Origin of the sequence: Shewanella sp. HL-SH2 (assembly GCF_051164935.1) — a bacterium.
GTDB classification, from domain to species: Bacteria; Pseudomonadota; Gammaproteobacteria; order Enterobacterales; family Shewanellaceae; genus Shewanella; species Shewanella glacialimarina.
The window spans coordinates 4103928-4116561 of record NZ_CP195035.1; the positions used below are offsets into that span (position 1 = coordinate 4103928).

The 12634-nt window shown below is 43.0% G+C and carries 11 protein-coding genes and 1 other RNA gene; 3 read left to right on the top strand and 9 right to left on the bottom strand.

The genetic code is table 11. From position 1 onward, the window contains the following. Nucleotides 1-167: 167 nt before the first annotated feature. The 9 genes from ACRWP9_RS17935 to ACRWP9_RS17975 form a co-directional block, all read right to left on the bottom strand. A complete protein-coding gene (locus ACRWP9_RS17935; protein ID WP_434927116.1) occupies nt 168-842 on the bottom strand; it encodes a hypothetical protein in 675 nt (224 codons plus the stop codon). Nucleotides 843-1037: 195 nt separating this feature from the next. Next, on the bottom strand, nt 1038-1316 hold the full coding sequence (locus ACRWP9_RS17940; RefSeq protein ID WP_434927117.1) for a hypothetical protein: 279 nt from the start codon (nt 1314-1316) through the stop codon (nt 1038-1040). Next, complete coding sequence (locus ACRWP9_RS17945; RefSeq protein WP_434927118.1) at nt 1316-2239, bottom strand: hypothetical protein; 924 nt, start codon at nt 2237-2239, stop codon at nt 1316-1318. The genes ACRWP9_RS17940 and ACRWP9_RS17945 overlap by 1 nt, the downstream gene beginning before the upstream one ends. 588 nt (nt 2240-2827) lie before the next feature. Continuing rightward, the gene (gcvP, locus tag ACRWP9_RS17950) at nt 2828-5716 is read right to left on the bottom strand and encodes an aminomethyl-transferring glycine dehydrogenase (protein ID WP_434927119.1); all 2889 of its coding nucleotides are present in this window, start codon (nt 5714-5716) and stop codon (nt 2828-2830) included. 200 nt (nt 5717-5916) lie between these two features. Continuing rightward, the gene (gene gcvH / locus ACRWP9_RS17955; RefSeq protein WP_434927120.1) at nt 5917-6306 is read right to left on the bottom strand and encodes a glycine cleavage system protein GcvH; all 390 of its coding nucleotides are present in this window, start codon (nt 6304-6306) and stop codon (nt 5917-5919) included. A gap of 68 nt (nt 6307-6374) precedes the next feature. Beyond that, the gene (gcvT, locus tag ACRWP9_RS17960; protein ID WP_226413396.1) at nt 6375-7469 is read right to left on the bottom strand and encodes a glycine cleavage system aminomethyltransferase GcvT; all 1095 of its coding nucleotides are present in this window, start codon (nt 7467-7469) and stop codon (nt 6375-6377) included. 231 nt (nt 7470-7700) lie between these two features. Further along, nucleotides 7701-8924 carry an FAD-dependent oxidoreductase gene (locus ACRWP9_RS17965; protein ID WP_434927121.1) on the bottom strand — a complete coding sequence of 408 codons (1224 nt, stop codon included), beginning with the start codon at nt 8922-8924 and terminating at the stop codon, nt 7701-7703. Between the two features lie 68 nt (nt 8925-8992). Further along, nucleotides 8993-10276, bottom strand: a complete 1284-nt coding sequence (gene ubiH, locus ACRWP9_RS17970) for a 2-octaprenyl-6-methoxyphenyl hydroxylase (RefSeq protein ID WP_434927122.1) — start codon at nt 10274-10276, stop codon at nt 8993-8995. A 95-nt stretch (nt 10277-10371) separates the two neighbouring features. Further along, the gene (locus ACRWP9_RS17975) at nt 10372-10947 is read right to left on the bottom strand and encodes a UPF0149 family protein (protein ID WP_434927123.1); all 576 of its coding nucleotides are present in this window, start codon (nt 10945-10947) and stop codon (nt 10372-10374) included. Between the two features lie 216 nt (nt 10948-11163). Between ACRWP9_RS17975 and ACRWP9_RS17980 the strand changes: the two genes are divergently transcribed. From ACRWP9_RS17980 to ACRWP9_RS17990, 3 genes are all read left to right on the top strand, one after another. Continuing rightward, entirely contained in the window at nt 11164-11472 is a 309-nt protein-coding gene (locus tag ACRWP9_RS17980; protein ID WP_226413388.1) for a cell division protein ZapA, read from the top strand. A gap of 42 nt (nt 11473-11514) precedes the next feature. Beyond that, a non-coding RNA gene (ssrS, locus tag ACRWP9_RS17985) (6S RNA) lies at nt 11515-11697 on the top strand. A gap of 8 nt (nt 11698-11705) precedes the next feature. Then, complete coding sequence (locus tag ACRWP9_RS17990; RefSeq protein ID WP_434927124.1) at nt 11706-12512, top strand: 5-formyltetrahydrofolate cyclo-ligase; 807 nt, start codon at nt 11706-11708, stop codon at nt 12510-12512. Nucleotides 12513-12634 lie beyond the last annotated feature (122 nt).

The window sequence follows — 12634 nt, forward strand, 5'->3', positions numbered from 1 at the left end:
AACTTAGATGTTAATTGGTGCTTTAAGGCTTTATCAGTGGGACTTAAATGTTTTGCATTAAGCAAATAAAACAAAATTAGTTGATACATAATCTTCTCCTGTTAGTCAGCACACTCTGCGCTGACTTCAGGAACAAGTATCAAACTGTGAGTTTCACAAAAAAGACCTTAATTGTATTTATTTAGTAATTCGTAAAAATCCTTATACTCTTTGCATTTAGCTTGATAAAGTTGCACTAACCATTGCCCTTCAACACTAACAAAATGCTCTGGTGAATGGTCTAAAATCTGGCCTAGCTGCTCAAACTGATTTGTTATTACTGCTTTAATTGCACAATCATATGGAGAGGGATTATTGTCAGCCATAATCACTTTAGTAATTAAATCTACCGAGCTGTAATCACCATCACTAAATGGATAAGGTACTTCATCCTGTTCCCAGTCGATATTATCTCTGGTAAAAAATGCCTCTAACGCAGGCAAGTTTGACTCTAATGCTTGATAAAGCATTTTTTTAGCCCGCCACTCAGCAAAAAATTGCCCTAGTGCTTCTTTACTAGGTACATCATCATTGAGACACTTGGTCACAATTCCATAATCATTAAACAAAGTATCTAGTACGACTAGATTTCTAACGAATTTACAACTCCCAGTACGAATTGGACGTGGGGTATATTTATTAGCCTCAGAGTTAACATCTGGCTCACTTAATAGCCTATTTTTAAGACTTTCATTTTTAACATAATAATTAAGGCGATCACGCAAACGCTCAGGAAGAAGTTTTCGTTCCACTCCAAGCGCACGTGATGCTACCGCTGCGATACTGTTACCTTTACTGGCCATATTGATACTCGTTACAACCAAAATGGTAACCAATACGATTTACCGCATCCTCAGCACTGAGGCCAACAATCCCTTTAGCAATATCTAGATACCTGACTCCATAAGCCTTATTGCATATTGTCGAGACTTTATAGATGGCCCCAACACACATTCCTGCTAGTGTGGCTTCGGATAATGAGGTACTCAAAAAGGGAACTAAAGCTTCTTTTTTTCCACAAACTCAGAGCAAGCATTAGGTAAATCTTCAAAGCTATCAAGGTAGATTATCTCGTAGCGACTATAGCGAACGTTGATTTTTTCAAAACCAATACATTGACCGGACAAAAAAGCTTCAGAGTAAGATGTCGACATTTTGCCAAACATGGCATTTTGTTGCTCTTTGTTTTCTTTACATGCTTCAGTTATATCGATATCTAATGCCGAAACTGAACGGCAAAAAAGTAAAAGTGATAGTAAAATTATTATTCGGTGCATTATTTTTTCACCTTTGCATCTGCACAATTTTCAGTATCATTCAGCACTACTTTTTTGTTATCAGAACCAACTTTAGGTTTACTCGTCTCACGAGAGTGCTCCCAAATGACCAATGAAAAAATTGCCAATCCTATGATTATAAAATCATCGCGCCAATGAGGCTTAACGTCAAATATAACTACAGAAGGGACCACTATAAAAAACATTGCGTATAAAGCAACATTTTGGGAGCAAATACTGAGAAAACTAACCAAAAATCTCAATGGAGTTCTAGCCGATATCTTATATTTTTTTATTTTTTTTATAGCGATAGAAAAAATATGAATAACAGAAACAAAAACTAAAAACATTACGATTAAATTTTGTTGAGTTAATATAAATAAACTTAACGCTACAACAGCTAATATTAAACAGCTAACAATTAGTAATATCGAGTGGAAAAGCGCATAGAACCAAGGGATCGTCTTTTTTTGTTGCGAGACATGCTTGGCACGAGAGAAGAAATAAAATTTTGCCGAAGCCCTCTCTTCTTCAGCTTTTTTTTGTTTATAAAGTTCTGTAAAAAAATTTACAACTAATAAATGAGCGGACTTATATTTTTCAAACCCCAAGTTCGATAAAGTAAAATCGCTGTCAAGCTTGAGCTGTTCATCTGTTTTCTTAAGATAATGTAGCTTTTCGATTATCTCGGAATTGATATCTTTAAGTTCGCTAACCAGCATGTCATCACTAGATTTTAAACCCAATTGTTGAAGTAGGTGGTGTAGATTACGCCTCCATAACTCCATCAATTCTAAATTCGATAATTCAGATTTAGGATGTAAGCTGCCATCTGAAATGACAGTAGCTGTATTATTTTCAATATCGAGTGCTTCAGAGATCCCTTGATGATCATGTTCTGAACTTTTAAATGTAGATTCCATCCTAACCCTTGAATTATTATCTAAAAAAACGGCATCACATTAACAAAGTTCAATATAAATTTAAATAACTTATTTATATTAGCAGGTTAGATTAAAGCATTTCACATCTACCTTTATTTCATCCAATAAAAAAGCGAACCGCACTATTCGCTTTTTTATTGCTTTTATTCGGATCATTGAACGAAGCCCACTGCCACCATAATTGCGTGATTGGCGATGATAAGAGAATGATGTTTGAGGTTTTCGCCTCCGAGTTGACTGGTGTCAATGTAAATGAATAAAGCTGGATTCCGGCTCAAAAGCATTACCGGAATGACGTAAATAAACATTACCGCCATGAGGTGTGTTTAGAACTTTTCTGGTGTGACACAAACAAAAAAGCGACCCGAAGGTCGCTTTTTTAATGCTTTAGGTTCCGGCTCAGAAGCATTACCGGAATGACGTTTGGCCTACTACGACCATAATTGCGTCGCTGGCGATGATAAGACAATGAAGTTTGAGGTTTTCGCCGCGGAGTTGACTGGTGTCAATGAGCAGTAAAAACCTTAAACTGAAGCCGTATTATCGAGGCCAAGTAGCCATTATCATTTACTGATAATCTTCCATTGGTGCGCAAGAACACATCAAATTACGATCCCCATAAACATCGTCAATACGGTTTACCGTTGGCCAGAACTTGTTAGCTTTAGCTGATGCTGTTGGGAACACGGCTACTTCGCGGCTGTATGGACGTGAGTCAAACTCGCTGTCCATAATATCGGCTAGTGTGTGCGGTGCGTTATGTAATGGGTTATTGTCTGCTGGCCACTCGCCTGCTTCTACCTTGGCAATCTCACCACGAATAGAGATCATAGCTTCGATGAAACGATCTAATTCAACTTTAGATTCAGATTCCGTTGGCTCAATCATTAAGGTTCCCGCTACTGGGAAGCTCATAGTTGGGGCGTGGAAGCCGTAGTCATTTAGTCGCTTAGCGATGTCCATTTCAGTTACGCCTGAGGTTTCTTTTAGCGGACGTAAATCAATAATACATTCGTGCGCTACGCGGTCATTACGGCCAGTAAATAATACTGGGTAATGTGGTAGTAGCTTTTTCATGATGTAGTTAGCGTTCAATAATGCTGTTTGGGTTGATTGCTTAATACCCTTAGTGCCTAACAGCTTAATGTACATCCAGCTGATAGGTAAAATGCTAGCACTGCCGTATGGCGCTGCTGATACTGCACCGTTATGGTCGCTTACACGACCTGGCTTAACGACTACGTGACCCGCTACAAATGGCGCAAGATGGGCTTTAACACCTATTGGGCCCATACCTGGACCACCGCCGCCGTGCGGGATAGCAAAGGTTTTGTGTAGGTTTAAATGCGATACGTCAGCACCGATAAAGCCTGGAGATGTTAAGCCAACCTGGGCGTTCATGTTAGCGCCGTCTAAGTAAACTTGACCACCAAACTCGTGCACTATGTCACACACTTCGCGGATGGCTTCTTCATACACACCGTGGGTAGATGGGTAAGTGATCATGATACATGACAGGCTGTCTGCAAGTTCGCTTGCTTTAGCACGTAAATCTTCTAAGTCGATGTTGCCTTGCTTGTCACAAGCAGTCACCACCACTTGCATACCAGCCAATTGCGCCGATGCTGGGTTAGTACCGTGAGCAGATTGTGGAATTAAGCAAATGTTACGATGCGCGTCGCCGCGAGATTCGTGGTATTTCTTAATCGCTAATAGACCAGCGTATTCGCCCTGTGCACCTGAGTTTGGTTGAATACACACTTCATCGTAGCCGGTGATTTTAACTAAATACTCAGATAATTCGTTGATTAACTTAGTGTAACCCTTTGCTTGGTCTAGTGGGCAGAATGGGTGCATGTTAGCAAATTCTGGCCAGCTTACCGGTAGCATTTCTACTGCCGCGTTTAGCTTCATGGTGCATGAACCTAACGAGATCATTGAGTGATTTAGAGCTAAATCTTTGTTTTCCAAACGCTTGATATAACGCATCATATCGGTTTCGCTTTGGTAGCGATTAAACGTTGGGTGGGTCAAAATAGCGTCTTGACGCACTAATGCATCAGGAATTGATTGGCTACCATTTGCGACGATTTGCGCATCTAATGCCGCAACATCTAAGCCATGGCCTGCGCCTAAAATCACATCAAACAGTGCAGCAATGTCTTTACGTATGGTGGTTTCATCGAAGCTGACACCAAACACGCCATCGGCGTCGATACGTAGGTTGATTTCTGCTGCTATAGCACGGGCATTAATGGCAGCAACATCGGCGCCTTTAACACTGATGGTATCAAACCAAGTGTTGTTCACTAGGCTTAAGCCTTTAGCTTGTAAGCCTGCTGCAAGAATGTCAGCAAAACGGTTAATGCGCGAAGCAATGGTTTTTAAGCCTTGTGGGCCGTGGAATACAGCATAAAACGATGCCATGTTGGCTAATAATATTTGTGCTGTACAAATGTTTGAGTTGGCTTTTTCACGGCGAATATGTTGCTCGCGCGTTTGCATCGCCATACGCAGTGCTGGGTTACCACGGGCGTCTTTAGATACACCAATGATACGACCTGGCATTGAGCGTTTGTGCTCGTCACGGGCAACAAAGAAGGCTGCGTGTGGTCCGCCGTATCCCATTGGTACGCCAAAACGTTGTGCACTACCAAATACGACGTCTGCACCCATTGAACCTGGTGATTTTAATAACACTAATGACATAATGTCAGTCGCAACGGTAACGATAACTTTATTGTCACGTAATGTGGCAAATAACTCAGAATAATCGCTAATTTGACCATGACGGTTGGTGTATTGGAATAACGCGCCAAATAGCTCGTAATTAACGGCCTCTGATGCTGGGCCAACTACCACTTCAAAACCAAAACATTCAGCACGGGTTTTGACTACGTCTAATGTTTGTGGGAATACGTCATCGGCAACGAAGAATATGTTAGCTTTTTTCGCTTTCGACACGCGCTTGGCTAATGCCATAGCCTCTGCCGCTGCGGTGGCTTCATCTAATAATGATGCTGAGGCTAAATCAAGACCGGTTAAGTCCATCGACACTTGTTGGAAGTTAAGAATAGCTTCTAAACGACCCTGGGCGATTTCTGGCTGGTAAGGGGTGTAAGCTGTGTACCAACCTGGATTTTCAAACACGTTACGCAAAATAACATTAGGCACTTGTACGCCGTAGTAACCCATACCGATATAGCTTTTGAATACTTTATTTTGATCGGCAATGTCACGGATGTAGCTAATACCTTCAGCTTCGCCACAAGAATCACCTATGGTGAGGTCTTGCGGTAAACGAATTTTTCCCGGCACAGTTTGTGCGGTTAAGTCTTCTAAAGACTCAGCGCCGACAAAGTTCAACATTTCTTGTTGTTGAGCTGCACTAGGACCAATGTGACGAGTTAGAAATAATTCGTGCTGTTCTAATTGTGTAAGAGTTTGCTTGGTCATGGTTAACCTTGTTCCAAAAATGCCAGTTGTAGGCTGTAGGGCACAGTAACTGGGTATGTGTAAAATAGTGGTATGTGTAACAACAGTCTAATACGCCGTTATCATCAAAAAAGGCTCATTTTGCTGATATTATTTACCAGGCCTATTAAGTAACACAAAACAAAGAAGCTCCCGAGGGAGCTTCTCAGTGTCGACAAGATTTACTCTTCGTCGATAACCTCTTGATAGCCGTCAGCATCTAATAAACCGTCAACTTCTGACGTATCAGATGGCATTACGCGGAAAAACCAACCTTCGCCGTATGCATCGCTGTTAACGTTTTCTGGTGAATCTTCTAATGATTCATTCACAGCAATCACTTCACCTGAAATAGGTGCATAGATATCTGATGCGGCTTTAACAGATTCTGCTACTGCACAATCTTCACCTGCAGTAACTGTGTCGCCCACTTCTGGTAATTCAACGAATACCATGTCACCTAAAAGCTCTTGAGCATGTTCAGTAATACCTACTGTGTAGCTACCATCGGTTTCAAGACGGATCCACTCGTGTGAAGAGGCGTATTTCAAATCTGCTGGAATGTTGCTCATTGTCGTTATCCTTTATCTGATATTTTAGTGCTTAATCAATAATTTTTTCTTGGTACAAAACTATACACTTAGAATGCTTGTTTACCATTGCGTACAAAGTTTGGTGCTATTACTTTTACCGCAACGCGTTTTTTACGCATTTCAACTTCAGCTGTAGCACCAATACCATTAGGTACACGTGCCATGGCAATAGAATAGCCTAAAGTTGGCGAGAAAGTCCCGCTGGTGATCGCACCTTGATGCTCTACACCGTTTTCGTCGGTAAAAAACACTGCCATATCATGGCGTAAAACGCCTTTTTCTTCCATAACCAGTCCGACTAATTTGTCAGTACCAGCGGCTTTTAATGCCGTTAATGCGGCGCGGCCAATGAAGTCACGGTCAGTTGGTTCCCACGCGATAGTCCAGCCCATGTTAGCGGCTAATGGATTAATGCTTTCGTCCATGTCTAAACCGTATAGGTTCATGCCGGCTTCTAAACGCAAAGTGTCACGTGCGCCTAAACCACATGGACGCACTTCAACGTCTAACAAAGCTTGCCATAGGGCTTCAGCTTCGTCTTCAGGCACAATAATCTCGTAACCTGTTTCACCGGTATAACCTGTGGTAGCAATGAATAAGCTGCCTGATTGCACGCCAAAAAATGGCTTCATGCCTTCAACTGCGGCATTTTGCTCAGCATTGAATACTTTGGCGGCTTTTGCTTTAGCGTTAGGACCTTGAACAGCGATCATTGCTAGCTCTGGGCGTTCGGTAATGGTCACATCAAATGCGGCGGCTTGCTTGTTGATCCAGGCTAAATCTTTGACACGTGTGGCTGAGTTAACCACCACGCGGTAATGGGTATCGGTCAGGTAGTAAGTGATTAAATCATCAATGATACCGGCGTTTTCGTCTAGCATACCGCCGTATAAGGCTTTGCCCGCGACTTGAAGTTTAGCAACATCGTTAGCTAATAGTTTACGTAAAAATGCACAAGCGTCTGTGCCTGTTACATCTACAACGGTCATGTGTGACACGTCGAACATGCCCGCATCTTGACGAACAGCGTGATGCTCTTCTATTTGTGAACCATAGTTAATTGGCATTTCCCAGCCGTAAAAATCGACCATCTTGGCTTTTGATGCTAAATGCTTATTGAAGAGTACCGTTTTGCTAGCCATTATTATCCCTTATTGTGGGTAGTGCCATGTTAGAAACACGACCTAGGTATTTGCTAAAATTTGGACAAAATTATACTCGGCAGAGTGAAATTGTATACCAGAAAATTTTCTAATCCGACTTACTTCGCATTAGTTTGGCTAATGCGAAAGCTGTAATAAATTTACAGTTGGTTTAGATTAAAAACATCAATCGCGCTGGATGGCCTGATATATAAGCGATTTTAAGGATTATTAGGAAGAAATCGATTCACGACACAGTTTAGGTAATGTCATCTTGTTACCCATGGCTTGTCTGATGAACACTGTTTTTAGCCCAGCAACATTATCCACCAGCGATAATCCGATGTCGCGGATGGCTTTTTTAAGCGGATTGCGTCCAGCAAAGAGTCTTTTAAAGCCTTCCATAGTGGCTATCATCTCCATTGCATCCGCTTTGCGCCAGCGTTCTAATGCACGCAAATGGCGATAATCACCAATATCTTTGCCTTGTTCATGCAGTTCAGCCACAGTTTGAATAATACTGGCAGCATCTAAAAAGCCTAGGTTTACCCCTTGTCCCGCCAATGGATGAATCGTGTGGGCGGCATCTCCGGCTAATACTAAACGATGGCGGGCAAAATGCCGGGCATAGCGCATTCTTAACGGAAACGCATGGCGCTCGCTTACCACTTCACACACACCTAAACGGCTGTCTAATGCGGCGGTAAGGGCTTTGCCAAAGGCTTTATCATCAGCAGCAAGTAACTGCTCAGCGTGCTGCGGTGATGTTGACCACACAATTGAGCATAAATTGTCATCATATAACGGCAACATAGCTAATGGGCCGTCGGGTAAAAAAGCTTGTCTAGCGGTTGCATCGTGACTAAGTTCGGTGCGAACGGTGGCGACAATAGCATGGTGGCCGTAGTCCCAGAATGTTAGCGGTATTTGGCATTGCTGACGCACCCAGGAATTGGCGCCGTCTGCACCAATCACCAGCGCGGCTGAGATATTGTCGCCATTTTCAAGGGTTAACCAGGCTTCACGTTCACCAAAGGCTATGCGTTGAAGTTTTTGTTGTTCAATATAGGTAATGTTGCTGAGTTCACTGACACGTTTGGCTAGGGCAAAGCTTATGGCGTCGTTTTCAATGATCGCGCCGAGATGATTTTCGCTGATTGAGTGGGCGTCGAATTCAATTTTGCCCATGCCGTCTTTGTCCCACACCTGCATTTTTTGATAAGGGCTGACTCGGCTATGGTCCAGAATTTGCCATGCACCTAAGTTGGTTAACAGTTGCTGACTGGCTTTATTAATCGCACTGACTCGTAGTTTAGGTTCACCACTGGGAGCTTGTGTACTGCCAGCATCAATAACCACCACAGTTAAATTGGCTTCAGCTAAACCAATTGCGGTCGCTAGGCCGACCATACCGCCGCCCACTATGGCGACATCAAAAGTTTGGGTGGTGTACATAGCAGTGTCCTTTTAAAGCGTCAGTCAAAATTTAAGTCGTTTAATCTATAATAATCAGCACTAAGCCGCTAACGCCAGCCCATCGCAATTTGGGCAACGGGACGTTTTAACGGCGGCAGCCAAGACAGTAATCGTAATCCTATTGAACGTCCTGCCACGAGTGGCCAGTGTTGATTAGAAAACCCGCGTACTAAAAACTCAATGTTACGTAGCGTGCTGTCGCGATCACTTTGGCGAGAGGCTAAATATTGATGCAAAATAGCGCTTGTACCAACATCAATTGCTGCATCCGTTTTAGTCTCGGCATCTAAATTTCTATCAGCAGTTTGTTGACGATTAAGCTCAGACTCAATCACTTTGATCAAGCCCACCACGTCACGTAAGCCTAAGTTAAACCCTTGCCCTGCTATTGGGTGCAGTGTTTGCGCCGCATTACCAATAAACACGCAGCGATGAAATATCGGTCGTGCCATGGTGGTTAACGTAAGCGGATAAGTGACTCGTTTACCCACTTGAGTAAAACGCCCTACTCTATTACCAAAAGCTTGCTGCAATTGCTGTAAAAAATCGGCTTCATCTGTGTGTGCTAATTGCTGTGCTTGCGCTGGCGATACGGCCCACACAAGCGATAATCTAGCACTATTTTTGGCTTGCATTCCCTTTACATTGCCCATAGGCAGCAGAGCTAGCGGGCCTGTTTCGGTAAAGCGTTCATAGGCACAGTTTTGATGCGGTTGGTCGGTTTGAATATTGGCGACAATGGCACTTTGGTTAAAGTCTATACTGTCAGCACCTTGATTAAGTTGCTGACGAACCACTGAGTTGGCACCGTCTGCGGCCACCAGCAATTTAGCACTTAGCCTGCTGCCATCGTCCAGAGTTAAATAATGGCCGTCGGTGTCTGTGGTTAACTGGCTGAGTTTAGCCGGACAAAACAAACTGATATTGGCTTGTTGCAGTTGTTCAAATAACACTTTACCCACTTGGGCTAGTTCAACCACCTGACCTAATGCCGGTAAACCTAATGGTTTGGCATTGAGTTCAGTCATACCAAAATGACCACGATCAGAGATATGAATGTCGGCAATGGCGGTACCTAAATGGCTCAGTTTGGGCCAGATACCTAAACGTTCAAGTTCAAAAATAGAGCCGTGGGCAATGGCAATTGAGCGGGCATCAAACCCTGGGTGACTGTCGTCGGCTTGATGTGCTTCAATAAGGGCAATAGATAACGTCTGTGTTCGGCCTTGATTTAGCTTAGCTAAGCCTAAGGCTAATGAGGCACCCGCCATGGCGCCGCCAACAATGACGATATCAAAGGGTTGTAATACTGCTGTGGATGCTGAACTCATATATCAACTCATTGCTTACTGGTTAAAGCACACCGTCTATTGGTCAAAGCACACTAGCTAAACATACGATCAAAACCGAAACGGGCGATCAAATATTAATGCACTTTTTGAGTGTCATCTGCGTTATCCATTGATGGCTCAGGACCAAACTCGGCATAACATAAAATCGCGGCCATACGCACAAACTCTTGTAACTCTACGTAAGCGGTTTCTGATTCTTCATCTTCGCCAACATCAAATTCAACTTGGGCAATTTCGGCTAAATCTTTTATCACTTCTTTGACGTCGGCCGATGCCTCGTTCAATTTAGGCTGAATAATGGCAATACCGGTTAAAAAGCTTTGGGTCCATAACGACAGGGCTTCAACACGATGTGATAACGACACTTCTTCTTCTGGCAGTAGTAAGGTAAAACCAAAATCAAAATCTACCAAACGGGCGACTGTGTCCTGGTAAAGCTCATTTATTAACTGCAGTAAACTGGTTTCTAGCGGCTGGCCGTCATTCATTAAATCAATTAACGGCGCTACCCATGCATGGTTTTCTTGATCTACACCACCACAAATTAATCCGACTAATGCGCCATGTACTTCAACAGGATGCTGGCCAATTTCGGCGTCGTCGAGCGCTTTTTTAAGGTTGTCGATACATAATGAAGGTGGGGTTGCCATGGTGATTTCCTAATGGGCGATAACTTTCCCAATGCTAGCAGAGTTCGCTATTTGCGCCAAATACTTGCAGCCATGATGTGAGATAAAAGACAGATTTGCTCAGACATCCAGCAAATAGTTAAAAAGGCGTGCGCTTGCCTTGCGCTTTGATAGGCACACCTATATAGTTCGGCTTTAACAAAATAAGCTTTTATTAAAGGATCTTGCCGCGACATTATGAGTACCAGCGCAGTTGAAATAACCCTTCTAGGGCGCACCTACTCTATCGCATGTCCAAAAGGACGCGAGGATACCTTACGCTCGGTGGCTAGCGAGGTCGAAAAACAACTGACCAACCTTAAAACCCGTACCAATAATTTAAGTCGTGAAGAATTAGCCATTATGGCCGCGCTTAATATTGGTAACGAGCTGTATGAAGAAAAGCAAAAAAATAGACACTATATGGCGCAAATGGACGAGCGTATTTCTTTGTTACAATCAACATTGGAACATTCGTTGATTGAAAGAAGCCGCAAGGACGACTAAAATAAGTTTTAGATACTTGCTTTAGCAATTATCAACCTGTTTTGCTCCCTGGGATACGCGTGTGTGGGTAATGTCCCTGTGCCGATATTTACAAACCCAGGGTGAATGCTTTCATTGACATTGTGCATGCTCGGCTCGTATCGAGAAGCCTTAGGATATGAACATTTACCCGCCTTGAACCTACGGTTCAAGGGCTTACACCTACTACGGTATCTTGGGGAGCATCCTAATTTATGACTATTACTCGCTACATGAACACTGCTGAATTACCTGCAGAGTCAGAGCCCGCTAACACTACATACTTTTCATCAGTAAATAAAAACTTAGACAGTGCTAATCAAGCCCTGTCTGCTGTAGATGCCAATAATCAACACTTACATATTGATAATCTAGCCCATCAAGATTCTGGTTTTGAACTAAGCAACCAAGAGCGTTATGCCTTGTTCGATAGTCAGGGCATGAGCCGTGACTTTATTCGTCGCCACATTCGTCATGAGCGTAAAAGCTTTACCGTTGCGGAACAACACCAATTAGCCTTAATTGCTAGCCGCCATATGTTAGCTGAAATTCAGCAACGTAATGCCGAGCACGTAGCATTGTACTTTAGTCATGATGGTGAGTTAGCAACCGAAAAGCTGATTGAAGCGTTATGGCATATTGGGGTGAAAACCTATTTACCCTTAATACATCCATTCAGTCCAGGTCATTTATTATTTTGCCACTACCATCGCGACTCGGTATTGATTAAGAATAAGTTTGGTATTTCAGAGCCTAAACTTAATGTACAAGACATAATTCCTACGCCCAAGCTAGACATGATTGTCACCCCACTGGTGGCGTTTGATGCTAGTTGTAATCGTATGGGAATGGGTGGCGGCTATTACGACCGAACCTTAAAAAACAGCGTGAACAATAAACCTCTGGCGGTTGGATTTGCCCACGACTGCCAACAGGTGAGCCATTTACCGATTGAGTGTTGGGATATTCCGCTGCCATTAGTGATAACCCCAACACGACGTTTAGCCAAAGCAGGCGTCTAGGGTCTGTTGAACTTTCAAGATTGTTTTTGCAGCGAAGTTCAACGGACCTAGTCATTTAGCCCGCTTAGCTTTTATAGGCTGCTTGATAACAAAAATCCCCATTACATTGATATGTAATGGGG

What these genes read in the sequence shown, in the direction of transcription:
- ACRWP9_RS17975 (WP_434927123.1), bottom strand. Translation starts at nt 10,947, where the DNA reads ATGGCAACCCCACCTTCATTATGTATCGACAACCTTAAAAAAGCGCTC.
- ubiH (WP_434927122.1), bottom strand. Translation starts at nt 10,276, where the DNA reads ATGAGTTCAGCATCCACAGCAGTATTACAACCCTTTGATATCGTCATT.
- ACRWP9_RS17990 (WP_434927124.1), top strand. Translation starts at nt 11,706, where the DNA reads ATGACTATTACTCGCTACATGAACACTGCTGAATTACCTGCAGAGTCA.
- ACRWP9_RS17935 (WP_434927116.1), bottom strand. Translation starts at nt 842, where the DNA reads ATGGCCAGTAAAGGTAACAGTATCGCAGCGGTAGCATCACGTGCGCTT.
- gcvP (WP_434927119.1), bottom strand. Translation starts at nt 5,716, where the DNA reads ATGACCAAGCAAACTCTTACACAATTAGAACAGCACGAATTATTTCTA.
- ACRWP9_RS17945 (WP_434927118.1), bottom strand. Translation starts at nt 2,239, where the DNA reads ATGGAATCTACATTTAAAAGTTCAGAACATGATCATCAAGGGATCTCT.
- gcvH (WP_434927120.1), bottom strand. Translation starts at nt 6,306, where the DNA reads ATGAGCAACATTCCAGCAGATTTGAAATACGCCTCTTCACACGAGTGG.
- gcvT (WP_226413396.1), bottom strand. Translation starts at nt 7,469, where the DNA reads ATGGCTAGCAAAACGGTACTCTTCAATAAGCATTTAGCATCAAAAGCC.
- ACRWP9_RS17965 (WP_434927121.1), bottom strand. Translation starts at nt 8,924, where the DNA reads ATGTACACCACCCAAACTTTTGATGTCGCCATAGTGGGCGGCGGTATG.
- ACRWP9_RS17980 (WP_226413388.1), top strand. Translation starts at nt 11,164, where the DNA reads ATGAGTACCAGCGCAGTTGAAATAACCCTTCTAGGGCGCACCTACTCT.
- ACRWP9_RS17940 (WP_434927117.1), bottom strand. Translation starts at nt 1,316, where the DNA reads ATGCACCGAATAATAATTTTACTATCACTTTTACTTTTTTGCCGTTCA.